The sequence below is a fragment of the Serratia sp. HNCC26DJ244 genome (assembly GCF_057180565.1).
In genome coordinates this window covers 1-26,807 of the sequence record NZ_JBXUGO010000016.1, presented here as the reverse complement: position 1 = coordinate 26,807, position 26,807 = coordinate 1, and the positions used below count along the sequence as shown (strand labels likewise).

General features: G+C 48.5%; 18 protein-coding genes and 1 CRISPR repeat array. Of the genes, 15 read left to right on the top strand and 3 right to left on the bottom strand.

What is annotated here, in order from left to right; genetic code table 11:
• Positions 1-11 precede the first annotated feature (11 nt).
• The 3 genes from argB (at position 12) to argH (ending at position 3,534) form a co-directional block, all read left to right on the top strand.
• Positions 12-785 carry an acetylglutamate kinase gene (gene argB / locus AC2A06_RS13270; RefSeq protein WP_484380602.1) on the top strand — a complete coding sequence of 258 codons (774 nt, stop codon included), beginning with the start codon at positions 12-14 and terminating at the stop codon, positions 783-785.
• 26 nt (positions 786-811) lie between these two features.
• Positions 812-2,029 (top strand): argininosuccinate synthase, encoded by a 1,218-nt coding sequence (locus AC2A06_RS13265; protein ID WP_484380601.1) that lies wholly within the window; start codon positions 812-814, stop codon positions 2,027-2,029.
• A gap of 131 nt (positions 2,030-2,160) precedes the next feature.
• Positions 2,161-3,534, top strand: a complete 1,374-nt coding sequence (gene argH, locus AC2A06_RS13260; RefSeq protein ID WP_484380600.1) for an argininosuccinate lyase — start codon at positions 2,161-2,163, stop codon at positions 3,532-3,534.
• A 36-nt stretch (positions 3,535-3,570) separates the two neighbouring features.
• Here argH and AC2A06_RS13255 read toward each other — a convergent pair whose 3' ends face one another.
• Positions 3,571-3,897 carry a type II toxin-antitoxin system HicB family antitoxin gene (locus tag AC2A06_RS13255; protein ID WP_023490860.1) on the bottom strand — a complete coding sequence of 109 codons (327 nt, stop codon included), beginning with the start codon at positions 3,895-3,897 and terminating at the stop codon, positions 3,571-3,573.
• Positions 3,884-4,144 carry a toxin HicA gene (locus tag AC2A06_RS13250; protein ID WP_484380599.1) on the bottom strand — a complete coding sequence of 87 codons (261 nt, stop codon included), beginning with the start codon at positions 4,142-4,144 and terminating at the stop codon, positions 3,884-3,886. Before AC2A06_RS13250 ends, AC2A06_RS13255 begins: the two co-directional genes overlap by 14 nt.
• A 260-nt stretch (positions 4,145-4,404) precedes the next feature.
• On the opposite strand from AC2A06_RS13250, the gene oxyR reads away from it, so the two are divergent.
• On the top strand, positions 4,405-5,322 hold the full coding sequence (gene oxyR / locus AC2A06_RS13245) for a DNA-binding transcriptional regulator OxyR (RefSeq protein ID WP_484380598.1): 918 nt from the start codon (positions 4,405-4,407) through the stop codon (positions 5,320-5,322).
• Here oxyR and sthA read toward each other — a convergent pair.
• Positions 5,305-6,702: a Si-specific NAD(P)(+) transhydrogenase gene (gene sthA, locus AC2A06_RS13240; protein WP_484380597.1), complete on the bottom strand. Its 1,398-nt coding sequence runs from the start codon at positions 6,700-6,702 to the stop codon at positions 5,305-5,307. The genes oxyR and sthA overlap by 18 nt on opposite strands.
• Before the next feature lie 204 nt (positions 6,703-6,906).
• On the opposite strand from sthA, the gene fabR reads away from it, so the two are divergent.
• The 11 genes from fabR to cas10 all read left to right on the top strand — a co-directional run bounded on the left by fabR (position 6,907) and on the right by cas10 (position 26,762).
• On the top strand, positions 6,907-7,539 hold the full coding sequence (gene fabR / locus AC2A06_RS13235; RefSeq protein WP_037386761.1) for an HTH-type transcriptional repressor FabR: 633 nt from the start codon (positions 6,907-6,909) through the stop codon (positions 7,537-7,539).
• Between the two features lie 13 nt (positions 7,540-7,552).
• Positions 7,553-7,921: a YijD family membrane protein gene (locus AC2A06_RS13230; RefSeq protein ID WP_023490864.1), complete on the top strand. Its 369-nt coding sequence runs from the start codon at positions 7,553-7,555 to the stop codon at positions 7,919-7,921.
• 321 nt (positions 7,922-8,242) lie between these two features.
• Positions 8,243-9,073, top strand: coding sequence for a BrxR family transcriptional regulator (locus tag AC2A06_RS13225; protein ID WP_484380596.1), 831 nt, complete (start codon positions 8,243-8,245; stop codon positions 9,071-9,073).
• A gap of 114 nt (positions 9,074-9,187) precedes the next feature.
• A complete protein-coding gene (gene cas1f, locus AC2A06_RS13220) occupies positions 9,188-10,177 on the top strand; it encodes a type I-F CRISPR-associated endonuclease Cas1f (protein WP_484380595.1) in 990 nt (329 codons plus the stop codon).
• A complete protein-coding gene (cas3f, locus tag AC2A06_RS13215; protein WP_484380594.1) occupies positions 10,174-13,548 on the top strand; it encodes a type I-F CRISPR-associated helicase Cas3f in 3,375 nt (1,124 codons plus the stop codon). Before cas1f ends, cas3f begins: the two co-directional genes overlap by 4 nt.
• Positions 13,549-13,562: 14 nt before the next feature.
• Positions 13,563-14,825: a type I-F CRISPR-associated protein Csy1 gene (locus tag AC2A06_RS13210; protein WP_484380593.1), complete on the top strand. Its 1,263-nt coding sequence runs from the start codon at positions 13,563-13,565 to the stop codon at positions 14,823-14,825.
• Complete coding sequence (gene csy2, locus AC2A06_RS13205; RefSeq protein ID WP_484380592.1) at positions 14,822-15,715, top strand: type I-F CRISPR-associated protein Csy2; 894 nt, start codon at positions 14,822-14,824, stop codon at positions 15,713-15,715. Before AC2A06_RS13210 ends, csy2 begins: the two co-directional genes overlap by 4 nt.
• Positions 15,716-15,726: 11 nt before the next feature.
• Complete coding sequence (gene csy3, locus AC2A06_RS13200; RefSeq protein ID WP_484380591.1) at positions 15,727-16,758, top strand: type I-F CRISPR-associated protein Csy3; 1,032 nt, start codon at positions 15,727-15,729, stop codon at positions 16,756-16,758.
• Positions 16,759-16,767: 9 nt separating this feature from the next.
• The gene (gene cas6f, locus AC2A06_RS13195) at positions 16,768-17,406 is read left to right on the top strand and encodes a type I-F CRISPR-associated endoribonuclease Cas6/Csy4 (protein WP_484380590.1); all 639 of its coding nucleotides are present in this window, start codon (positions 16,768-16,770) and stop codon (positions 17,404-17,406) included.
• 156 nt (positions 17,407-17,562) lie between these two features.
• Positions 17,563-23,234: direct repeats of the CRISPR family, unit length 28 nt; unit sequence GTTCACTGCCACACAGGCAGCTTAGAAA.
• Positions 23,235-23,532: 298 nt separating this feature from the next.
• Positions 23,533-24,915 carry a type III-B CRISPR module RAMP protein Cmr1 gene (cmr1, locus tag AC2A06_RS13190; RefSeq protein ID WP_484380589.1) on the top strand — a complete coding sequence of 461 codons (1,383 nt, stop codon included), beginning with the start codon at positions 23,533-23,535 and terminating at the stop codon, positions 24,913-24,915.
• A complete protein-coding gene (gene cas10 / locus AC2A06_RS13185) occupies positions 24,915-26,762 on the top strand; it encodes a type III-B CRISPR-associated protein Cas10/Cmr2 (protein WP_484380588.1) in 1,848 nt (615 codons plus the stop codon). The genes cmr1 and cas10 overlap by 1 nt, the downstream gene beginning before the upstream one ends.
• Positions 26,763-26,807: the final 45 nt, after the last annotated feature.

Sequence of the window (26,807 nt, the reverse complement as noted above, 5' to 3'; positions counted from 1 at the left end):
AGTACACAGCAATGAATCCATTGATTATCAAATTAGGTGGTGTGCTATTAGACAGTGAAGAAGCGCTGGAGCGTTTGTTTACTGCGCTGGATACCTACCGTCAGGAGCATCAGCGCCCGCTGGTGATTGTCCATGGCGGTGGTTGCCTGGTGGATGAGCTAATGAAACAGCTCTCTTTGCCGGTGGTGAAGAAGAACGGTTTGCGCGTTACACCGCCTGAACAAATCGATATTATTACCGGTGCGCTGGCAGGTACTGCCAACAAAACCCTGCTGGCATGGGCGCTGAAGCACAAAATCAACGCGGTGGGCTTGAGCCTGGCAGACGGTGGCAGTGTGGCGGTTACGCAGTTGGATCCTGAGTTGGGCCATGTGGGGCAAGCGTTACCGGGTTCACCGGTGCTGCTCAATATGTTGCTCACTGCGGGTTACCTGCCAGTGATCAGCTCTATCGGTATTACTGCCGAAGGCCAACTGATGAATGTGAACGCTGATCAGGCGGCGACCGCTCTGGCGGCCACGCTAGGGGCTGATTTAATCCTGCTGTCAGATGTCAGTGGCATTCTTGATGGTAAAGGGCAGCGCATCGCAGAAATGACGGCGCAAAAAGCTGAACAACTGATTGATGAAGGCATTATCACCGATGGCATGGTGGTGAAGGTCAATGCGGCTCTGGACGCGGCACGAACACTTGGCCGCCCTGTGGATATCGCTAGTTGGCGCAATGCTGAACAACTTCCAGCTTTGTTTAATGGTGTGTCGATTGGCACCCGGATCCTCGCTTAAATTTAGAATTGAAAGGGAATAACACAATGCAAAACCAAGGTATCAAGAAAATTGTTCTGGCGTACTCCGGTGGTCTGGATACTTCAGCGATCATTCCATGGCTGAAAGAGAACTACGGTGGTTGTGAAGTGATCGCTTTTGTGGCGGATATTGGCCAGGAGCGTGGTGATCTGGAAGGTGTTGAGCAGAAAGCGTTACAGTCTGGTGCTTCAGCGTGCTATGTGGCTGATCTGCGTGAAGAGTTTATCCGTGATTATGTTTATCCGGTATTGCAGACCGGGGCACTGTATGAGGGCAGCTATTTGCTGGGTACCTCAATGGCGCGCCCGATCATTGCTAAAGCTCAGGTCGAACTGGCGTTGAAAGTGGGTGCAGATGCGCTGTGCCATGGTGCAACCGGTAAAGGTAACGACCAGGTGCGTTTCGAAACCACCTATACCGCCTTGGCACCTCAACTGAAAGTGGTGGCACCGTGGCGTGAATGGAACCTGCGTTCCCGTGAAGCGCTGCTGGATTACCTGAAAGAGCGTAATATCCCGACTACCGCCTCACTGGAGAAAATCTACAGTCGTGACGAAAACGCCTGGCATATCTCTACGGAAGGGGGCGTGCTGGAAAGCCCATGGAATGCCGCGAATAAGGATTGCTGGGTATGGACTGTGGACCCACAGGAGGCACCAGATCAACCGGAGCAGGTGACGGTGACGGTTGAAAAAGGTTGCGTAGTGGCGGTCAACGGCGTGGCGATGAGCCCATACAAATGTTTGGAAACCCTCAATGTAGTGGGTGCCAAACACGGTATTGGCCGTATTGATATCGTTGAAAACCGCTTGGTGGGCATTAAATCCCGTGGTTGCTATGAAACCCCAGGGGGCACCATTATGGTGGCGGCCCTGCGTGGCATCGAGCAGTTGGTTCTGGATCGTGACAGCTTTAAGTGGCGTGAACAGCTGGGCCTGGAAATGTCCTATGTGGTTTACGATGGCCGCTGGTTTGCTCCGTTGCGTCGCTCCATTCAGGCTTCTGCACAGGCGTTAGCGGAAGAAGTGAATGGTGAAGTGGTGCTGCAACTGTATAAAGGCCAAGTCACGGCAATTCAGAAAAAATCAGCCAACAGCCTATACTCGGAAGAGTTCGCGACCTTTGGTGAAGACGAAGTTTACGATCACAGCCATGCGGGCGGTTTTATCCGTTTATTCTCTCTCTCTTCACGTATTCGCGCGTTGAACGAGAACAAACGCTAATCTGCGATGAGAAGGGCGCACCGATGGGCGGTATTCGTCACTGGTGCGTCAGGTTATAAAGAATCACATTAATAGCAATATCAGGGGCGCACAGGCTGCGCCCTTGCGCAGACTTAAACAGGGGCAAGATTATGGCACTTTGGGGCGGACGGTTCAGTCAGGCGGCAGACCTGCGGTTTAAACAACTCAATGATTCTCTGCGCTTCGACTATCGCCTGGCGGAACAGGATATTGTGGGTTCCGTTGCCTGGTCAAAGGCGTTGGTGACCGTCAACGTACTGACGGCAGCAGAACAACAGCAACTTGAACAGGCACTGCAGGTGCTATTGAAGGAAGTACAGGCCGACCCGTTAGTGATCCTCAACAGCGATGCTGAAGACATTCACAGCTGGGTAGAGCAGAAGCTGATCGAGCAAGTCGGTGATCTGGGCAAAAAACTGCACACCGGGCGTAGCCGTAATGACCAGGTAGCGACGGATCTGAAACTATGGTGTAAACATCAGGTCAGTGAGTTGCATCAGGCGATTATACAGCTGCAACAAGCGCTGGTGATGACGGCGGAAGCCAACCAGGATGCCGTGATGCCGGGCTATACCCACTTGCAGCGTGCACAACCGGTGACTTTTGCCCATTGGTGCCTGGCTTATGTTGAGATGTTGGCGCGCGATGAAACTCGCCTGCAGGATTGCCTGAAACGTCTTGATGTCAGCCCATTAGGTAGTGGCGCTTTGGCCGGAACTGCCTATCCCATCGACCGTGAACAGCTTGCGGGTTGGCTGGGTTTTGCTTCTGCTACCCGTAACAGCCTGGATAGTGTTTCTGACCGTGATCATGTCCTGGAGTTGCTGTCTAATGCGGCCATCAGTATGGTGCATCTGTCGCGCTTTGCTGAAGACTTGATCTTCTTTAATAGCGGTGAAGCGGCATTTGTCGAGCTTTCAGATCGTGTGACCTCGGGTTCATCCTTAATGCCACAGAAGAAAAACCCGGATGCGTTGGAGCTGATCCGTGGTAAATCTGGCCGTGTGCAAGGTGCTTTGACGGGCATGATGATGACGTTCAAAGGCTTACCGCTGGCTTATAACAAAGACATGCAGGAAGATAAAGAAGGGCTGTTTGATGCGCTCGACACCTGGATGGACTGTTTGCAGATGGCGGCGTTAGTGCTGGATGGTATTCAGGTAAAACGCGCTCGTTGCCAGGAAGCGGCACAGCAAGGTTATGCCAATGCCACCGAGTTGGCTGATTATCTGGTTGCCAAAGGTGTGCCGTTCCGCGAAGCGCACCATATTGTTGGTGAAGCAGTGGTAGAAGCGATTCGTCAGGGGAAACCGCTGGAAGATTTGCCGCTGGCTGACTTGCAAAAATTCAGCAATGTTATTGGCGATGATGTTTATCCGATTCTGTCGCTGCAATCCTGCTTGGATAAACGAGCAGCCAAAGGCGGCGTTTCTCCTTTACAGGTTGCCAGTGCCATTAGCGAAGCTAAAAAGCGTTTGTTTTAAACTGAGTTGAGGCAGCCTATTGCTGCCTTGAGGGATTCATCCGGCAAGCCGTGCGCACAGATAGCGATTTAGACTAACGCCTTCTTCCATGGCGCTGGTGGCCAAGCGCCGGTGCTGTTCCGGCGTCAGGCGCAGTACCAGTTTGCCACTGAAATTTTTCTCTGCTAGCGCTTGCGGTGGTGTTTCGCCGTTGGTGGCCATGTCTGTTATCACCTGTGCCACTAGCTGTTCAATACCATCCAGCGCGGCGGTGCGGGTTGAAGCCAACCAAGACAGAGAAGGGAATTCTGTACATAACCCAACGTATTCGCCGTCTTCTGCTGACCAGGTGATCCGGTAAGTATAATGCTCATGTATTTCCATGTTGTTCCTCCAATCTGACTAATGCAGCTATCACCTGCCTGACTTGATAAACCTTTGCCATACCGCTGTCCGCACGTTGGATGTTAACTCGAGGATCCCCCGGCCATGGCATGCTGTAAACCTTGTGACTACCACTACTCATCCGTGGAGCGCCAAACCAACGGTTGCAGATTTTTACCAATTCATGAAATTTGATATTGGCCTGCCGTTGGCGAAGACTCTCTATGATGTTGCTAAGTTCTTTCATCCTTACACCCTTATTATAGTATCAATATTAGTATCACAATAAAAGTCTACGGATAAAAATGACGGCTGAATAAGCGTTCGGCAACGGCTGGGCAATTAATCTGCTGCGTATTACGCAAAAAAACGCGTGGTGGGGGCCTGGTATTAAGGCGAGAGAATTCTCACCCGTGTTCTTCTTGATTTTCGCCTCGCTCTTTTGATAGTTAAAATCATTTGTTATCATTCTATTTATCGCTATTAACTATCACTCGCGGGGAAACCATGAATATTCGTGATTTGGAGTATCTGATCGCTTTGGCTGAGTACCGCCACTTCCGGCGGGCGGCGGATTCGTGCCATGTCAGCCAACCCACGTTGAGTGGGCAGATCCGTAAACTGGAAGATGAACTGGGTGTGATGCTACTTGAGCGGACCAGTCGCAAAGTGTTATTCACACAGTCGGGGTTACTGCTGGTGGAACAGGCGCGTACTATCCTGCGGGAAGTGAAAGTGCTGAAAGAAATGGCCAGCCAGCAGGGTGAAGCGATGTCCGGGCCAATACATATTGGCTTGATCCCCACCGTGGGGCCGTATCTGTTACCACACATTATTCCGTTGTTGCATAAAACCTTTCCCAAGCTGGAAATGTATCTGCATGAAGCGCAAACCCACCAATTGCTGGCGCAACTTGACAGCGGCAAGTTGGATTGCGCCATTCTGGCGTCGGTAAAAGAGACCGAAGCATTTATCGAAGTCCCCTTATTTGATGAACAAATGAAGTTGGCTATCTATGCTGATCACCCCTGGGCAGGGCGTGACCGTGTTGCGATGGCCGATTTGGCGGGGGAGAAACTGCTGATGCTGGAAGATGGCCACTGTTTGCGTGATCAGGCGTTAGGCTTTTGCTTTCAGGCGGGGGCTGATGAAGATACCCACTTTCGCGCTACCAGCCTAGAGACGTTGCGTAATATGGTGGCGGCAGGCAGTGGCATTACCTTGCTACCCGCATTGGCGGTGCCGCGCGAGCGTGAACGTGATGGTGTTTGTTACCTGGATTGCGACCAACCGAAGCCGCAACGTACCATTGCGCTGGTGTATCGCCCGGGCTCCCCGTTACGTAGCCGCTACGAACAGTTAGCCGAGGCGATTCGCGAGCATATGCAGCACTATCTCAGCACGGTTTTAGAACAGACGATTTAAACCGTTGAGTGCGGCCACGCGATAGGCTTCAGCCATGGTGGGATAGTTGAAGGTGGTGTTAACAAAATACGCAATGGTATTACCTTCACCTTTCTGTTCCATGATGGCCTGGCCGATATGAATGATCTCTGCCGCTCGTTCGCCAAAGCAGTGGATGCCGAGGATTTGTAGTGTTTCCCGGTGGAACAGAATCTTTAGGCTACCCACATTCATCCCGGCAATTTGTGCACGCGCCAAATGTTTGAATTGTGCCCGACCGACTTCATACGGGACTTTCATGGCGGTGAGTTGTTGCTCGGTTTTCCCGACAGAGCTGATTTCAGGAATGGTGTAAATGCCGGTGGGGATATCTTCGATCAAATGCCCGTGCCCTTCGCCACCAGAAATGGCTTGTGCGGCAATGCGGCCTTGATCGTAAGCAGCAGAGGCCAGGCTGGGATAACCGATGACGTCACCTACGGCGTAAATATGGGGCACTGCGGTTTGATACTGGTTATTGACCTTCAGCAGGCCACGGCTATCGGATGTTAACCCCACGTTCTCCAACTTCAGTGAGTGGGTATTGCCGGTGCGGCCATTGGCGTAGAGCAGACAATCCGCTTTCACTTTTTTGCCGGATTTGAGATGAACAACCACGCCGTTATCGGTACCTTCGATCTGATCGAACTCTTCGTTGTGGCGGATCACCACGCCGTTATTCCAGAAGTGATAAGAAAGAGAGTCCGACATTTCCTGATCGAGAAAGGCTAGCAGGCGATCACGGGTATTGATCAGGTCCACTTTTACGTTCAATCCACGGAAAATTGAAGCGTATTCACAGCCAATCACGCCGGCACCATAGATAATGATATGGCGCGGTTCGTGGTTCAGCTCCAGAATGGAATCGCTGTCGTAAATACGGGGGTGCTTAAAATCGACGTTGCTGGGGTGGTAAGGGCGTGAACCACTGGCAATCACGATATGGTCAGCGCGAAGGATATCTTGTGAGCCATCCTGATATTTTACGCTGATGGTATTGGCATCGATAAAGTAAGCATCACCGGCAAACAGTTTGCATTGGTTACGTTCGTAAAACCCTTGGCGCATGCGTGTTTGCTGGTTAATCACGTTGTCTGCGTGGTGCAAAATATCAGGAAAGGTGGCACTGAGTGTGCGGGCGTTGTTGTAAAGTGGGTTCTGGTTGAATTCGATAATGCGACTGACTGCGTGGCGCAGGGCTTTCGAGGGGATGGTTCCCCAGTGAGTGCAGCCGCCACCGACGTTACTGTATCGCTCCACCACCGCTACGTGGGCACCTTGCTTCACCAGCCCCATTGCGGCACCTTCACCGCCAGGGCCTGAGCCAATAACAATGGCATCAAATTGATAGTTTTGTTGCATGTTAGCGTGACCTGTCTATACAAAAAAACAACCTTATCTTAACATTGTGAGCGGCTATCCCCAAGTTGATTCAGATTGAGTGCAGGTTGCAACTTGGGATCTAGCGGGCATAAAGCGCGTTTGTTAAATGCGCCGATGATAAATTTGCTATATTGCCAGTTCAGCAGGGTGAGATTTAGAGAATGGAAGTATTCGGATATGCATATAGGCATCAGAGCACAACAAAAAGAACGGACGCGTCGGTCGCTCATCGAGGCTGCCTTTAGCCAGCTCAGTGCCGAACGTAGTTTTGCTAGTCTAAGCCTGCGCGAGGTCTCACGAGAGGCGGGTATTGCCCCCACCTCGTTTTATCGCCATTTTCGTGATGTGGATGAGCTGGGGCTGACCATGGTGGATGAAAGCGGCCTGATGCTGCGCCAGTTAATGCGCCAGGCACGCCAGCGTATTGCCAAAGGTGGCAGCGTTATCCGCACCTCGGTGTCTACTTTTATGGAATTTATTGGCAATAATCCTAATGCATTCCGACTATTGCTGCGTGAGCGCTCGGGGACATCGGCGGCATTCCGTGCTGCGGTGGCACGAGAAATTCAACATTTTATTGCTGAACTGGCCGATTACCTTGAGCTGGAAAACCATATGCCCCGTAGTTTTACCGAAGCACAGGCAGAAGCGATGGTTACCATTGTGTTCAGTGCCGGTGCGGAAGCGTTGGATATTGATAGTGGCCAACGGCGTCAGCTTGAAGAACGATTAGTGTTGCAATTGCGGATGATTTCAAAAGGCGCCTGTTACTGGAATCGCCGCGAACAGGAAAAAGTCTCTGTATCCCAAGATTAACAAGGTGAAAACGATGGAAAAACCAAACTGTGAGAATGGCACATTATTGCTGGCTTTAATTACTGGTTTGTCGATGAACGGCTCTTTTGCTGCACTATTTAGTTCGGTGGTGCCGTTTTCTCTCTTCCCATTGATTGCGTTAGTGCTGGCGGTGTATTGCCTGCATCAGCGCTATCTGAACCAGCCGATGTTGGAGGGAATGCCCAAACTGGCTGCCGCTTGTTTTCTGTTAGGTATTTTCGGCTACAGCACCATGATACGTGTGCAATTTCCACAGATAGGTTCCAACTTTATCCCCTCTATTCTCTGCGTAGCACTGGTATTTTGGATTGGTTTCAAACTAAAGACACGTAAAGTGCCAGAAGACAATTCACCACAATAAACAAATCGCCACAGTAAACAATTCGCCACAATAATACCCACGGGCAAGTGCCGCGCCACTTGCCCGCAGGGCTACCGCCTAAACCCGCGTTTCCAGTAATACATCGCATCCCTATGCTGGGCAAATCTACGCCTGAATCTTGTCGTGTCTTCTACAATCTAAAATTGCAGGGTGACGTGTGTGTTAGGCCAACAGGGATGAGCAGAAGCAGGGCGCGACAGGGTTCACTGCCGTACAGGCAGCTTAGAAATACATGAGCCAATCTTATTGATTATGCTACTCTGTGCTCATATTTAATCCATAGGCAGATTGAGTTTGGCTATGCACACCCTTCAAGAACGGCATCTATTCTTAGAAATGCTTGCCTTGTGGCAAGGCTATATCCGCAACAAGGATCTCGTTGATCAGTTTGCCATTACTCGTCAACAGGCCTATCAGGATATTCGAGTTTACCAAGAGCGTTATCCTGAACGCTTAAATAAGATGGCCTCAGGACCCTATCAATTTACCGCGCAATATCTCTCCCAAGCCCCGAAGCATTCACTAGAGCACTACTTGCAGTGGTTGAGCACAGGTCAATTCTATGCGCCTCAGCCATCACTCAACGCTGTATTAGGTGAACAGTGCTTCGTCCCACAGCGTTATGTTGCTCCACAAGTGGTTGCCACTTTAACCGAAGCGATTCGTCAGCAGAAACGCGTTGAACTGGGGTATGTCTCACTCTCTAATCCCGAGTGGCAAGGGCGAATTTTTCACCCGCATACGGTTGTTAAAACCGGCTTACGTTGGCATGTACGGGGTTACTGCGAAAAATCGCAGGACTACCGAGATTTGGTGCTGAGCCGTTGTCGTGGAGACGCTGAATTGCTTGATGCTTCCGGGAACACTAAAGACGATGATCGGGTTTGGCATACGCAGGTTGATTTGATCTTTGCCCCCGACCCTCGCTTGAGTGAGGCGCAAAGGGAAGTGATTGTCCATGACTACCAAATGGAAAACGGGCAACTGCACATTACCACCCGTGCTGCATTAGTCGATTACCTACTGAAAGAGATGCAAGTCAAAACCCAATATCTTGAAGGGACTCCAGAAGCGCAGCAACTGATTTTGGTCAACCCACGTGACATCAAACCCTGGTTATTTGAGCGCTAACGCAAAGATAAGCCGCGTTGAGGTAAAGTCACTTTACCTGAATAAATGTGCAGCATTGAGCTTTGGGTACAAGTACATAAAGTAGACGGATAACCACTAAGCACGGAGCAATCAATGGACGATTTATCCCCCTCAGACCTCAAAGTGATCCTGCACTCAAAGCGCGCCAATATGTATTACTTGGAGTATTGCCGCGTGATGCAAAAAGATGGCCGTGTACTGTATTTAACCGAAGCCGACAAAGAAAACCTCTACTTCAATATTCCGATTGCCAATACCACCGTGCTGATGCTGGGCAATGGCACCTCGATCACTCAAGCCGCGATGCGCATGCTCTCGCACGCGGGGGTGTTGGTGGGTTTTTGCGGCGGTGGCGGAACACCACTGCACATGGCGACCGAAGTGGAATGGTTCACGCCGCAAAGCGAATATCGCCCCACCGAATACCTGCAAGGCTGGCTCTCTTTTTGGTTTGATGATGAAAAACGCTTAGCCGCCGCTAAGCAATTTCAAAACGCGCGGATAGAGTATCTTCAACAAGTGTGGCGCTCGGATCGTGAGCTGGCTGTAGAAAAGTTCAATATTCAGGATGAGGTGATCCAAAAATCGCTAGATACCTTCCACCAACGCACCGATGCTGCCAGCAAACCTGCCGATTTACTGCTTACAGAAGCGCAACTGACCAAAGCGTTATACAAATACGCGGCCAACAACACAGGTAAAGAGGGCTTTTCTCGCCAGCATCAACCCGACAAAAAATCCACCGATAAAGCCAACGACTTTTTGAACCACGGTAACTACTTAGCCTATGGCCTAGCGGCAAGCTGTTTGTGGGTGCTGGGCATTCCCCATGGCTTTGCGGTGATGCATGGTAAAACCCGCCGTGGCGCTTTGGTATTTGATGTGGCTGACTTAATCAAAGATGCCATCGTGCTGCCGTGGGCATTTGTTTGTGCCAAAGAAAACGCCAGCGAACAAGAGTTTCGCCAACAAATCCTACAAGCCTTTATCGAACACAAAGCGCTGGATTTTATGTTTGACACGGTGAAACGCGTCGCGCTGCAAGGCCAAAGCGAGCAAGAGTGCGAGGTAAGCCCGTTATGATGGTCACTTTCATCTCTCAGTGTGAAAAAAACGCACTGAAGAAAACCCGCCGTGTGTTGGATGCGTTTGCCAACCGGATTGGCGATAACACCTGGCAAACCCTGATCACCGAAGAAGGGCTGCTGACAGTGAAGAAAATGCTGCGCCAAACCGCTAGCCGCAGCACCGCCGTTAGTTGCCACTGGATCCGCTCGCGCTCCCGCAGCCAGTTTTTATGGGTGGTGGGTAATAAGCGAAAATTTAATGCGGAGGGTGTGGTGCCGGTAAATAGCACGGAGAAAGATTTGCTCAACAGCGAATATGAAAGTGACTGGAAATATTTACCACTGATTAAAGCGCTCGCGGCCATGGCCGCTTTGCTACACGATTGGGGTAAAGCTTCTTTACTGTTTCAGGAAAAATTAGACCCAGAAATTAAAACCAAGCATAAAGGCGATCCTCTGCGGCATGAGTGGGTATCTTGCTTGCTGTTTCATCAGTTTGTGACGAATCACACTAACGAAAATCATGACCAAGTTTGGTTGAATTCACTGATTAACCAAGGCATTGAGGAGTCGAGTTTTAACCCCCTCTCTTTACTAAGAGAGAAAGCGCTTGCCGAATTACCCTCCGCAGCAGCGGTGATTGCTTGGCTGATTGTCTCTCACCACCGACTACCTCTACCTAAAGAACAAGAGCTGTGTTTTCAACAGCGTGAGAAGAGTAACGCTTCGTTTGCCGACTTACTGGCAAAAATAACCCCAGCTTGGGGTTATGAAAACCGCTTCGATGAATACAACAGGCTGCTCCCCAAGTGCTTTGAATTTCCGTTGGGGCTACTTTCTAACTCCCCAACTTGGCTTACTGAACTTAAACGCCGTGCGAAAGATTTATTGCATCACCTGCCTTTGTTAGACCATGCCATGAATGACGGCAGTTGGCGCGTGATTTTGCACCATGCTCGGTTGTGCTTGATGCTTGGCGATCACTATTACTCTTCAAAAGACAATGATCCACAGTGGCACAGTGCCAGTGAGTTATACGCGAATACCTATCCCAGCACTAAAAAACGGAAACAAAAGCTGGATGAACACTTAGTCAATGTCGCCAAAGTGACGGTAAATACGGTGAAATTGCTGCCGTTTTTTGAATCTGAGCCATTTAAAGCGATCGAACTCAATGAGCTGGCACCGAAGGCCAACACCCCCAAAGCGTTTCTTTGGCAAGACAAAGCAGTGCGTAAAATTATCGAGTGGCGTGAGCATACCGAAGATAAAAGCCAAGGCTATTTTGTCGTCAACATGGCAAGTACAGGCTGCGGGAAAACCATGGCTAACGCCAAAATTATGCAAGCATTGTCCGAGGATCGCGAAAGTCTGCGTTTTATTCTCGCGCTTGGGTTGCGCACCCTGACTTTGCAAACCGGAGATGAATATAAAGACCGACTTAAACTGCAAGACTGCGACTTGGCTGTGCTAATCGGTTCTAAAGCGATTTATGAATTACATCAAACGGGTAAACAAGTTGATAAAGAGGAAATCGAACTGAATCAAGCGGAGCTTGGCTCCGAGTCGATGGAAAGTTTGCAAGAAGAGACAGATGAACTGCATTGGCAAGGTGCATTACCTGAAGAAGAGCTCACCACTGTTTTAACCAAAGAGAAAGATCGGAAACTGCTGTATGCGCCAGTACTGGCTTGCACCATTGATCACATTATGGCTGCTACCGAAACCAAACGGGGTGGGCGTTATATTCTGCCTTGCTTGCGTTTAATGTCGTCGGACTTGGTAATTGATGAAATCGACGACTTTACGGGCGACGATCTGATCGCGATTGGTCGCTTAGTCCACTTAGCGGCGATGCTTGGCCGCAAAGTAATGATTTCCTCTGCAACCATTCCGCCTGATTTGGCGCTAGGTTTGTACAATGCTTATCGGCAGGGCTGGGCGGTGTTTGCGGCCAGTCGCGACCGAGCCAGCAGCATTAATTGTGTTTATATCGATGAGTTTGCTACGCATACCGAGTTGGTGGGCAGCAGCGATAGTGACTTAGAAACCTACCAGGCTTTTCAACAAGGCTTTATTAGTAAGCGAGTCGAGAAACTCAAGCAGCAAACCGCCAAACGCAAAGCCGAGATTATTCCCTGCCTCAAACAGTCAGATTTGCCACTTGAGAAGCAGTATTTTGAAACGGTAAAACAAGCGGTTTTGGATAAGCACCAGAATCATTTCACGTTAGATCCCGAAAGCCAAACTCAGGTTTCTTTTGGTGTGGTACGGGTGGCCAACATTCAGCCTTGCGTCGAATTAACCAAGTATTTACTCGGTTGTGATTGGCCACAAGATATTGAAGTTCGTTGTATGGCTTATCACAGCCAGCAAGTGCTGTTGCTGCGCCATGAGCAAGAAAAGCACCTTGACGAGGTTCTCAAGCGCAAAGAAAAAGTGGGGGAATTACCCGTTGCCTTTGCCCATCCTACTATTCGCGGCCATTTGGATGCCTGTGGTGCAAAAAATCTGATTTTTATACTGGTGGCGACGCCTGTGGAAGAAGTGGGGCGCGACCATGACTTTGATTGGGCAGTGATTGAGCCTTCTTCTTTCCGATCAATTATCCAGATGGCAGGCCGTGTGCGCAGGCATCGTGACGGGGAGATTATTGCGCCCAACATTGGGTTAATGCAGTACAACGTCAAAGGCTTTAAAGGGGAAGAAGAGCGAGTATTTAACCACCCTGGCTATGAAACAGACCGAACAACCCAGCTAGTCACCCATGATTTAACCCAGTTGGTCGATGAGAAACCACTGTTGCAATCGGTCAATGCCATTGCTCGCATTCAAAAGCGAGCGACTTTAGAACCACAAAAAAACTTGGCGGATTTAGAGCACTTTGCCACCGCAAAAACACTCGGGACCGATCAAATTGGCAAACCAGAGGTAAGCACTGTTAGCCGCCAAGATAGATATAGCCGCAACCGCCGTGATAGCCAACCTCAACGTTATTGGTGTGAGCATTTACACGGCCATATTCATGGTTACTGGTGGCTCACTGCATTGCCGCAATACTTCAAACGCTTTCGGAAAAGTGAACCAACGGTGCAGATCTACTTAGTCAAAAAAACACGCAGTATCGAGTTTTGTCTGCGTGAAGAGCAGGGCGGTTTATGCCCGATTGAGCTCACGTTGAAGATTCAGCATCAGCCGCTTGTGCCGGAGCAACAGCAGAAACTCTGGTTACAACGAGATTACAGCGAACTAGTTAGTCAATACAGTCCAAGTGCCGAAGAGGAGTTTGCGACTTCAGTGCGATACGGAGAAATTAGTTTTATCTACCGTGAAGGAAGTCAGCAATACAGTTACAACGACCAGCTAGGGTTGGTTAAGGTCAAATAATGGAGGAGATTAGCGTGTTAGATCCAGCAATAGCCGCCTTTTTTGCTGAGCGCAAAGAAGCTTGGCTTAAGAAAAACGTCAGTGCAGAGATGCAAGAGTCAGAAGTGCATGAAAAACAACAGGAGTGTGAGCAGAACTTTTTGTTAGCCAATTGGCTCCCCGATGCAGCCAAAAGGGCAGGGCAAATCTCAGTGGCCTCACATCCCTGCACATTCAGCCACCCGAGTGCTCGGAAAAATAAAAATGGTTATGTTTCCTCGATTATTGCCAAGAACAAACCGCGAACCGATGGTTTTCTTCGCTCTGGCAATGTGAGTGTAGAGCCCGATGCACTTGGTAACGCAGCTGCGTTAGATGTGTACAAGTTCCTGAACTTGGAAATGAGTGATAAACGTTCTTTGCTCGTCCATATTGAGCAGGAGAGTGAGTTATCGTGTCAGTTGCTGAATGTGCCCGCCTGTGATTACCAGACTCTACGCGACGGTTTTTTAAAAATGGTCGGTACCGATCAAGTCTCGGTATCAAGCTCGAAGATTAAGCAAATCTATTTTCCGATAGCCGATGGTGAATATCACTTGTTGTCGTTATTGACTCATTCCGGTCATCTTTTCGAATTGCGCAAACGACTTGATGCACTTCGATTTGGTGAAGAAGTGAAAGAGGCGAGAGAGTGTAAAAAATCCAATCAATTTTATCCGGCTGGTTACCAAGAAATATTTGGTCTAACCACCATAGGATTCGGTGGTACAAAACCTCAAAACATTAGCGTACTCAACAACCAAAATGCCGGAAAAGCGCATCTACTTGCATCTATTCCGCCGGATCTAAAACCCAGAGAGATTCGGCTACCGAAAACCGATTTTTTCAAAGACTGTTTTACTCCTTGGCAAGCTAAAGAGGTATTGGAGGCATTGCATCGGCTCTATAACACTGACTACAACAACATCAATATCCGTGATGGACGCGATTACCGCATTCAGCAATATATTGATCTGGTGGTTGAAAAAATGTGGCAAGTGCGTCTGCTTCTTGCCGAGTACCAAGGTGAATTGCCAAACGAATTGCCATTGGAGCAAAGAATCTGGCTGTACCCTGAGTTTGAGCAGCAGCGAGAGCAAGAGGATGAGTGGTTAAACAACATTACCTTCCACATTGCGCGTAGCTTAAGAAACCACTACAGCCGCAGCAAAGTTATCACCAACCCTGTGGTGCTGGCAGACCAAGAACTGCTGGCAATAGAGAAAGTCGTTGCCAGCAATAAGGAGAACTTGCGATGAATGTGTTGATTTTACGGCATATTAACATTCACAACGCTAATGCACTCTCAAGCCCTTTTACCATTGGCTTTCCGGCAATGACCGCATGGTTAGGCTTTGTCCATGCTCTAGAGCGCAAATTGAATCAGACAGGTTTGCCAGAATTAATGCTAGAAAGCGCAGCCGTCGTCAGCCACCGCTGTGATATGCAAACTCACAAAGGTGAGGGTGACTTTGTCCATTCGATTATTGGGACAGGGAACCCACTCGATAAGGATGGTTCACGCTCGGCATTTATTGAAGAAGCGCGTTGTCACTTAGATATCTCATTAGTGATTGAGTGGAGTGGCAATGAGGCTCAAGTGCAGCACGCAGATTTTGCAGAACAACTGCAAACGGTGATCGCCACCATGAAAGTGGCGGGGGGCGATGTACTGAGCATGGATCGACCCTTTAATCAATCCGTCGATATTGATAACCCGCAAGAAACCAGAGCATTGCTGCGTAAATTAATGCCTGGCTATGTGTTGATCGAACGACGCGATTTAATGATTGAGGCGATGCAGCAAGGCGCTGATGCGTTAGATGCACTCCTTGGTTATCTCACCGTTAACCACAGTTGTGAGCAAATTGAAGATGAGAGCGTGGTCTGGCGTAGCCAGCGCAAAACCAGTGGTTGGATTGTGCCGATCGCAACCGGTTTTCAGGGCATTTCGCCATTAGGTGAGGCGAAAAATCAGCGTGATCCTTCTGTGCCGCATCGCTTCGCCGAAAGCGTGGTCACACTCGGTGAATTTGTTATGACACACAAAATTCAGCATCTCGACGACGTACTTTGGCATTACCACCCCGATTTAGAAAACGATCTTTACCTTTGTCAGCAAGTTAACGCTATCAACGAATATCAATAAGGAACAACCTCATGGCTAAAAATAACGACACTGCATCTGTATTGGCATTTGAAAAAAAACTAGTCACATCGGATGGCTACCTATTTGGCACAAACTGGGAGACGAAAGAACAAGCGACCCCGCTAGCACTGCAAGAGAAATCAGTACGTGGCACTATTTCTAATCGTTTAAAAGCGGCAGTACAAAATGACCCACTTAAGCTAAATGCCGAAGTCGAAAAGGCGAACTTACAGCGAGTAGATGCCTGTGCGCTGGGGCAAGATCAAGATACCCTTAAACTGCGTTTCACGCTGAAAATTTTAGGTGGCTTAGCTCAACCATCTGCTTGCAATAATGCGCTGTTTAAACAGAGCTATAGTGCCGCCGTTGAGCAGTACATTGCCAAACATGGCTGTTCTGAATTGGCGAAGCGTTACGCCACCAACCTTGCCAATGCACGTTTTTTATGGCGTAACCGAGTTGGTGCAGAGGAAATTGAAGTGCAAGTCAAAGCACTCAACAAAGGGGCGGAGCAAACGTGGACGTTTGATGCCAAACAGTTCAGTACACGTCACTTTGATCATAATGATGCGCTGATCAATAGCTTGGCGGATCGCATTGCTAAGGCGCTGGCCAGTGAATCTGATCACCTGATGCTACAAATTGATTGCTACGCTAAAATTGGCAAAGCACAAGAAGTCTATCCGAGCGAAGAGTTAGTGCTGGATAAAGGCAATAGCAAAACTAAGAAAAGTAAAATTCTCTATGCTGTTCATGACCATGCGGCGATGCACTCACAAAAAATCGGTAACGCGCTGCGTTCCATTGATACTTGGTACCCTGAATATGCTCTAGCAGAGCAAAGTGCAGGGGCGATTGCCATTGAGCCTTATGGCGCGGTGACCAATTTAGGGAAAGCGTTCCGTACTCCGAAAGACAAGCAGGATTTTTACACCTTCTTTGATAAGTGGGCGCGTGGTGAAACCTTACCTCGTGAAGAAGATGAGCATTACGTGATGGCTGTGTTAGTGCGTGGTGGTGTATTTGGCGAAAGTGACAAATAGGTGGCGGTGATGAACTACTACCAAGAAATCACTTTACTGCCGGATGCTGATATCTCGCTTGGCTTTCTTTGGCAAAATGTTTTTCAACAGGTGCACATTGCCCTGGTTGAGCACAAAGTGGATGTGAATCAGTCTGCCGTTGCTGTGGGTTTTCCTGATTATTGCCAAGCGCAGTTTCCGCTCGGCAGTAAGCTGCGGCTGTTTGCCAAGGATCAAGCCGCACTGGAAAAGTTAGCCATTCACCAATGGCTGAGTCGGTTGGATGACTATGTGCATGTTAAAGGGATCAAACCCGTACCCAGTGAGGTCACCTATGTGGGCTTTGTGCGCAAACAGGTGAAATCGCCAGAGCGGATTGAACGCGATATGCAGCAAAAAGCGGCATTATGGGCAGCCAAATCAGGTAAACCACTAGCGGAATGCGTAATTGAGCTTGAAAAAAGCAAACCGACAGAGCTATGTCGTTTGCCATTTATTTACTTGCACAGCCAGCAAACCAAGCAGCGCTCGCCAGATAAAAACAGCAAATTCCCGCTGTTTATTGAAATGCATCCGCAAAGCGCATTGTTGGATGGGCAGTTCGATTGCTATGGCTTAAGTGCCAAAGCGAATGGTAAGTCAGCATTTGCCACCGTACCGCACTTTTAAACTCAGCTATAAAGGGTAAGTTTTAACCCTTTATTTTTGCTCTTTAAAAATATGATTTAAATACAATGGGTTGCAATGGGTGGTTTTTAACAAGGTAAAAAGACGATTTTTATCCTAACCGCCTGTTGTAACTTATTTTTATTGATTTATTCTATTGTTCACTGCCACACAGGCAGCTTAGAAATACGTGCTTTCGCAAAGTTAATGGGGTTGTGGGTTCACTGCCACACAGGCAGCTTAGAAAGCACTCAGGGCAAACCCCGGATTCACCTTCATGTTCACTGCCACACAGGCAGCTTAGAAAGCCTGTAAACGTTCCGGTAAATGTTCGTACTCGTTCACTGCCACACAGGCAGCTTAGAAAGTCGCTAATGGGTTCGTAATCGTTTTCGATTCGTTCACTGCCACACAGGCAGCTTAGAAAAGACTCAACCCCAATCTCGGAGTTTTAATAAAGTTCACTGCCACACAGGCAGCTTAGAAAAGTAAAGCCATAGGCAGTGGTTGTCAGGAATCGTTCACTGCCACACAGGCAGCTTAGAAAGCCTCGAATAGGGGCTGTACAGCATTAACTTCGTTCACTGCCACACAGGCAGCTTAGAAAGGTGGAAGAAGAATCCAAAACCCGGTTATCAGGTTCACTGCCACACAGGCAGCTTAGAAATCGCGCAATGCTGATTTGTTGATTTTCATTTCGTTCACTGCCACACAGGCAGCTTAGAAATTCACCCATATTTTCCTCTGGCTTCTCACGCCGTTCACTGCCACACAGGCAGCTTAGAAACAATGAAAAAATGTTTTAAGTGCGGAGAGATTAGTTCACTGCCACACAGGCAGCTTAGAAACGGATTAGTAAGTCCGTTTTCTTTTGAAACCTGTTCACTGCCACACAGGCAGCTTAGAAAAGGCCATCAGCGGAAAGCCGATCAACACGGTTGTTCACTGCCACACAGGCAGCTTAGAAAGTGCTGATCGGTATATTTTTCTGTTTGCATCTGTTCACTGCCACACAGGCAGCTTAGAAACTTCGGGCGTTAATTTGGAGATTGAGAGATGCGTTCACTGCCACACAGGCAGCTTAGAAAACGTTGGAAATAGTACAGTTGATCGGGCTCATGTTCACTGCCACACAGGCAGCTTAGAAAACTAAGCCACAGGCCGATTTTCTTGCGCTTGAGTTCACTGCCACACAGGCAGCTTAGAAAACTGAGATTGAGTTGCCCGAAAAAATCATGGTGTTCACTGCCACACAGGCAGCTTAGAAAGTATATGACCAATTCGCTGTATTTGACATAATGTTCACTGCCACACAGGCAGCTTAGAAAAGCATAACGAGAGCCAATCACCGCTGCGGCGGGTTCACTGCCACACAGGCAGCTTAGAAATCCGATGCCCTTATCTTTCAGCCACGCGCAAAGTTCACTGCCACACAGGCAGCTTAGAAAAAGCGCCGGACGTGGTGCCCTTGCTCTTGCCAGTTCACTGCCACACAGGCAGCTTAGAAATGATTCTAATATCGCTTGTTCTAATACCGGCAGTTCACTGCCACACAGGCAGCTTAGAAATTTACAGTAAACTACTCGGCTTTATAGTAGTGGTTCACTGCCACACAGGCAGCTTAGAAAAACGAATTGCGCCGGCTTTTGTTTTAAAATTCGTTCACTGCCACACAGGCAGCTTAGAAAATTAATCAGTTGCTACCGGCGATATATAGCGGGTTCACTGCCACACAGGCAGCTTAGAAAGATAATGTCGTAAAACTTTCATCGCGGGTCATGTTCACTGCCACACAGGCAGCTTAGAAAGCAACGCAAGCCATTTGCCCCAGGAGATAAAAGTTCACTGCCACACAGGCAGCTTAGAAAATTTAAAATAATCTGATAGTCATGCAGGTTATGTTCACTGCCACACAGGCAGCTTAGAAAGTCGCCCGCTTTGATTCCGTCGCCCGCTTTGAGTTCACTGCCACACAGGCAGCTTAGAAATACTAATTCAAACGACGATTTGAAGTTAAGCAGTTCACTGCCACACAGGCAGCTTAGAAAAACGATATGCCGAGCCTTTGCGCCATAAGTTGGTTCACTGCCACACAGGCAGCTTAGAAAAAAACAGGCGCTAAGGTGGACGATTACGCTTTGTTCACTGCCACACAGGCAGCTTAGAAATGCGCCACCGAACGCATCGCCGTCGGCACGGAGTTCACTGCCACACAGGCAGCTTAGAAATGGACCGGTGGCGGCATTGACGAATTCGCGGAGTTCACTGCCACACAGGCAGCTTAGAAACGGCGGATACACGAGAGCCGCACAACTGCGGCGTTCACTGCCACACAGGCAGCTTAGAAAGTGACGAGGGCAAGCATGGTCCTTTGGGCTTAGTTCACTGCCACACAGGCAGCTTAGAAAACGTGTGAGCATCTATGGGCCCTTGGGCTAGGGTTCACTGCCACACAGGCAGCTTAGAAACCGCCGAACTTATCCAGGCGGCGCGGGTCATTGTTCACTGCCACACAGGCAGCTTAGAAATGCTGGGCTTGGTGCTGTTGGGCCTTGGTCTTGTTCACTGCCACACAGGCAGCTTAGAAAATGGCAAACATCAACGCTATTAAGGCCAGGATGTTCACTGCCACACAGGCAGCTTAGAAAAGCCTCAAAACCTGGCCCGCGGCTACTACCACGTTCACTGCCACACAGGCAGCTTAGAAAGTACCGAACGTCTCCACCTTCTCCCCGTGAAGGTTCACTGCCACACAGGCAGCTTAGAAACTCCCGTGTCCGGTGGGGTAGCGTCAAGCGAAGTTCACTGCCACACAGGCAGCTTAGAAATTGGTTGCGCCCCAGGCTTCCGCCGGTGACGTGTTCACTGCCACACAGGCAGCTTAGAAACCATGCCAATGGCGCTATTTCCCTTGTGCTTAGTTCACTGCCACACAGGCAGCTTAGAAAAGTGACGAAGATCTTTCCGCAGCACGGGACGCGTTCACTGCCACACAGGCAGCTTAGAAATCAATGGGGTTCTGCCGCATCTCTGCGATCAGGTTCACTGCCACACAGGCAGCTTAGAAAAACATATCACAGCGCCACGATTGGAACACAGCGTTCACTGCCACACAGGCAGCTTAGAAAGCCTCGATCTGTCGCTCAAGCTCGCGTAGTCTGTTCACTGCCACACAGGCAGCTTAGAAAACGTATCAGATCAAAGCCATGAGTGCGCAGAAGTTCACTGCCACACAGGCAGCTTAGAAAAATATTTCTTGCCACATTCGTACTATCAGCGCGTTCACTGCCACACAGGCAGCTTAGAAAAGATACCCAATTGCGGATCGTTCGGTCAGATAGTTAACTGCCACACAGGCAGCTTAGAAACATAAACCCAGCGTTGATACGTGCACCCCCAGGTTCACTGCCACACAGGCAGCTTAGAAAGGACGTGCGGGGGAAAAACACGGCCACAACTCGTTCACTGCCACACAGGCAGCTTAGAAATGGGAAGCAAACATTTACCCGGCGCTAAACACGTTCACTGCCACACAGGCAGCTTAGAAACTAACCGGTAATCGGTTATATTTATTGTGTAGGTTCACTGCCACACAGGCAGCTTAGAAATTTTTAAACTCCGGGTGTGTATCCGCCCATAAGTTCACTGCCACACAGGCAGCTTAGAAAGGTTAACGCTGCCCAGCAACGTTTCCATAGATGTTCACTGCCGCACAGGCAGCTTAGAAAACCAGGCACCTTAGCATCTACCGGGCGTCTGCGTTCACTGCCGCACAGGCAGCTTAGAAATGTGTAAGAGCAAGGCCTGACAGTGCAAAGAAGTTCACTGCCGCACAGGCAGCTTAGAAAAAGCCGCGCCAAGTTGATGGCTCTTTAAGTCGGTTCACTGCCGCACAGGCAGCTTAGAAAGGCATGTCATCACGACGACAGATAGCGCGGAGGTTCACTGCCGCACAGGCAGCTTAGAAACGATGTTGGGACATGGCAGGATCTTCGACTTTGTTCACTGCCGCACAGGCAGCTTAGAAAATCATTAGGTGGGATCATTACACGGATGTGCTTGTTCACTGCCGCACAGGCAGCTTAGAAAACCAGAGTAAGAGTAGGTTACAACCGGGGGGAGTTCACTGCCGCACAGGCAGCTTAGAAAGTAGTCCTCATCAATGCGCAAATGAGCTTTTGGTTCACTGCCGCACAGGCAGCTTAGAAAAGTGCATCAAAATCAATATTTATTTCCATCTCGTTCACTGCCGCACAGGCAGCTTAGAAAATAAAGCCTTGTTGAATGTTGGTTTTTGCAATGTTCACTGCCGCACAGGCAGCTTAGAAATGACTGGAAGAAAATAACGCCGCCAACTCTTTGTTCACTGCCGCACAGGCAGCTTAGAAACTTCAAAGTCAGCAAGGTAGCGACAAATTTCATGTTCACTGCCGCACAGGCAGCTTAGAAAGTCCCCCTGCAGGCGGTAACAAGTATGATTACGTTCACTGCCGCACAGGCAGCTTAGAAATATGAAGTGAATGCAGAGAATAACGCCGACTTGTTCACTGCCGCACAGGCAGCTTAGAAATACGAGGTGACAAGCTTTTTGAAAGCCTTTCTGTTCACTGCCGCACAGGCAGCTTAGAAATATCGAAGGCGTCGTTGGCATAGCGTCGCAAAGTTCACTGCCGCACAGGCAGCTTAGAAATCTCCGGATACCGGCAAAGGTTTGCCGTTTTCGTTCACTGCCGCACAGGCAGCTTAGAAAAGGTGAAGCCCTTCATGGTCATCAAGCGGAATGTTCACTGCCGCACAGGCAGCTTAGAAAGCATCTTCGCGTTTAAATGCTAATGCCACGGCGTTCACTGCCACACAGGCAGCTTAGAAAAGACACCACAGCACAAAGCATAATAAGTGCTCGTTCACTGCCACACAGGCAGCTTAGAAAACAATGATTGGAAAAGAAAACTCCAGCCTCTTGTTCACTGCCACACAGGCAGCTTAGAAAATAGCGCTATCTTTGTCCCTACCTATAATGGAGTTCACTGCCACACAGGCAGCTTAGAAAAAGCTAACCACCCTGGCCCTAATTTTTATTTCGTTCACTGCCACACAGGCAGCTTAGAAAAGCCAGCCATTTATCGACATGGTCAACGATTAGTTCACTGCCACACAGGCAGCTTAGAAAGTCAAAGCAAAGCGGCAGTTATGCGGTGCGCTGTTCACTGCCACACAGGCAGCTTAGAAAGCTACGGGAAGATGCAAAACGTCTCGATTTTCGTTCACTGCCACACAGGCAGCTTAGAAATTACGAATATCTTCCGGTATCAATTCCCATACGTTCACTGCCACACAGGCAGCTTAGAAATTCACCGCGACCACAAGAGGGGCAAACGTGGAGTTCACTGCCACACAGGCAGCTTAGAAACATAACCCACTAAACACATTACCGATGGTATCGTTCACTGCCGCACAGGCAGCTTAGAAATTATCCAAAGTGCGGAATCTGGATAAGTTGCGGTTCACTGCCGCACAGGCAGCTTAGAAAAATACCTGACAATACAGCCAGGGGTGATTTATGTTCACTGCCGCACAGGCAGCTTAGAAATACGGGGTATACAACGAGGAGGGCAGCTTTGCGTTCACTGCCGCACAGGCAGCTTAGAAATGCATCAAACGACTGATAACAGGGTGTTTCTTGTTCACTGCCGCACAGGCAGCTTAGAAAGCTTTGGGCTGTGTTACCGGACGGCGGTATTGGTTCACTGCCACACAGGCAGCTTAGAAACCATCATAATCATTTCCACCTTGAGCAATATAAGTTCACTGCCGCATAGGCAGCTCACGAAACACATGAACCAATCTTATTGGTTGTGCTACTCTGTGCTTATTTTTAATCCATCGGCATATGGAGTTTGTCCATGTACCCCGTTCAAGAACGACGGCATAAAATGGCCTCAGATCAATATCAATTTAACCCTCGAACCATTACTCAGGCAGCTAGATAAGGAGGGGTATTTTTGATGCAATGTAGTTTATTGATAAACAACTATTATTTTATTAATCAATGTTACGTTCGGTATAAGGCTGCCTAAAGGATATCAATTATCACCTTTGGTTTTTAATCCAGCAGAATGGAATCATGCAATGCGAAGACAAAATACAACGATTGATCTGCAAAGTTTGAAAGAAAAACTTGATGGTTCAAATAGTGAGGTTATAGACGAATGGGAAAGCTATTCATGTCAACTGGTCACTCCCATGTATGGCGGCGGTGTAATTGCTGGCGAAGTTGATACAGATATGCCGATCCGTGCGAGTGCCATTCGTGGGCAGTTACGTTTTTGGTGGCGGATTGCTAATGGTCCGTTCGCTAATCCTAAAGATATGCGTAAAGAAGAAGAAGCAATTTGGGGTGGCATTGGTGAGAAAGGTGCGATAGCCAGTGGAGTGGAAATTAGGATCACCAATGTTAAGTTCAATGGTGAAATACCTGCTTTTGAATACGAACGGAATCGTACAGATCCAAGCAAATACAAAAGTGTACCTACGCCTAATCGCCAGTTTTGCCATGCTTATGCGCTTTTTTCTGCTCAAGGGAAGTTAATTAATCGTGGAAAGGAAATAGCAGAGGAACCTAACAAGATAGCGAAACCTGGTTTGCGTTTTGATTTAGAGGTTCGCTTTAACACCTATGCTAGAAAACCTTTAAGCCAAAAACAAATCTGTGAGGTAAAAAAAGCCATCCGCTGGTGGGCAAGCTTTGGTGGTGTAGGCTCGCGAACTCGACGCGGGTTAGGAGCGATTAAAGTAACCGCTAATGACAAAAGCAATAAAGTTACCCCTGTCAACCCTAATGAAGTTGAAGATAAAGGTGGAAAGTTGGTCCTGCTTGCTGAGTCGAGATCTGATGATGCCATAGCCTGTTGGCGTTTAGGGTGCGATAAATTACGAGATTTTCGCCAAGAAAAAAATATTGGCCGTAATCCAAAGGCTGATGATTCTAAGTCACCAGTGGGTCAAAGTCGTTGGCCAGAAGCTGATTCTATTCGTAACTTGTCAGGGTGCTATTCTGAAAGACATAAACCTAGGAGTACAAATACCAATTTATTTCCACGTGCGGCTTTTGGGCTTCCGATTATTTTTCACTTTCAAAACTCTAAAGATTCTACAGATTCGACTGAGCCAGAAGATCACACAATAGGTGTTTTGGGTAAGAATAATGAACGAATGGCCAGTCCACTGATTCTTCGTCCATATCTAGACGAATCCGGTAAATGGCTCTCAGCAGCGTTGCTCTTACCCGAATGGGAGAGTGCATTAACACAGCAGCTAGAGATTAAAAACCTTGAAAAACTACCTAAGCATAAAAGCAATAATTACTCTCAACCTCTAAGCCACTGGCCCAGTGCTAAAGACGAAAGAAATAGACTCGCAAAAACCATCAAACCGATGATAAAGCAGGATGGTCAGATAAGAGCTAACGATCCGCTTTCGGCATTTTTAGATTTTTTTGAGAAGGGACAATAATGACGGATTATTTAGTGGCCATCAGTATTGGCCCGGTACAAAGTTTGATAGAAGCAGGCAGGCGAGCGCAGGATCTTTGGTGTGGCTCATGGTTATTATCCGAAGTGGCCCGTGCCGTGGCACTTAAGCTGCATCAAACGCAAAATGGTTGTTTGATATTTCCCAACCCTGAAAACCCAGAGAGAGAACTACAGCCTCAATCTGATGAGGATGACACGCCTAAAGCCAATATTGCCAATGTGATTCGGGCGGTCATCTCTGCCGACTCTGAAACACAATTAAAGCAACAGATTGAAGAGGTTAAAGAGGCCGCTTTTGCTCGTCTCAAGGGTATTTTTACTGACGTATTAAACCAAGACGAATTGCAAAACCTAGGCATTGACAGAAACCGCTGGCTGCAACAGCAAGAAGATGCGCTGGAAATCTTTTCCGCCTGGGTATCGCTCGATAATCACTGCTATCAGGATGCCTCAACACGCCTTGGTCAACTGTTGCACGCTCGCAAGTTGACACGCAATTTTTGCTCCATGCAAGACCAAGCCGGAGCCTTGCACAAATCCACTTTGGATGGTGCCAATAATACCGTCACTGACAAACTCACCGCGTGGAATGCCGAAAAAGAGTTAAAAATCAGTGAGCAGGAAGTAAAACGAAAAAAACGCTACCTGGGCCTGACCAATGAAGAAGAGCTAGACGCATTAGGCGTGGTAAAACGCCGAGCGGGTAATTTGGAGCAGTTTACCCCTTTTAGCCGCATTGTTGCCCATAGCTGGCTTGTAAGCTTAAACCCAGAGCAGCTTCAAGCATTACGTTCTGTTTATGAACCGCTATTAGCATCTGGCCATGTTACTCCGGTTAATGGCAATGATGGACTTTACCAGGACTTTCCTTTCGATGGGGAATACCTCTTTTTAAGCCGTCTGGAACAAGCGGATATTGATCAAGAGGTGAAAGAGAAGCTGCAACAACAACTCAAGGACATTACATCTTCCCCGGTGCCTTATGGCGTTTTGCTTAAAGCCGATGGCGATCGGATGGGCGAATTACTCTCTAAGGCTAAAGACCAAGAGCAGTCGAGAGCGATTTCTAAAGCACTGCATAAATTTGCTACCAGTGTGCGTAAGACGCTACAAGATCACGGTGGCCATGGCATCTATGCTGGTGGTGATGATGTATTGGCCTTTGTGCCGTTAGCTCAAGCAATGAAGTGTGCTAAACAGTTATCCGATGATTTTAAAGAAAGGATGGAGGTTATCGCAAAAGAGTTGAAACTGAATGAAACGCCCTATCCAACCTTATCCGTTGGTTTAGCGATTGGTCATTTTGTACAACCGATGCGTCAATTGCGCCAGCGAGCCATTAATGCGGAAAAACATGCTAAAGGCAATAAAGAGCAAAAACCACGTAATGCACTAGCCATACATTTGGGGATTCGCTCTGGTTATGAGATCACATGGCGTTGCCGTTGGGATGATGACGAGACGTTAAAGGCCCTTGACGATTTCACCGATGCCTTTGCCAAAGGCCGGATGCCGACTCGCATTATGCAAGAGGTACGTGAAATGGCGCAGCGATTACAGTGGACTTATAGCGAGAACGATCTTAGTGGTATTCGCGACAGTGAGCTTAATCGGATGTTAGCGCGGGCAAATTTTGCCGTCACTTGCGAAGAGCCAGGAAAAACGCCTCAAGAAATCACTGAAATAGAAAAAAAGACCGTCAATACACTCAAATCTCAACTTTGTTCACAAGCCTCGCGTCATTCACTAGACGAACTCGCTAATCAACTTATCTTAGCTCGCTGGCTGAGCGCTAAAACCGCAACTGATATTGGAGGCGCTGAATAATCATGCAGTATTACCTCATTCAACCGAAAGATCCTTTGGTTATCC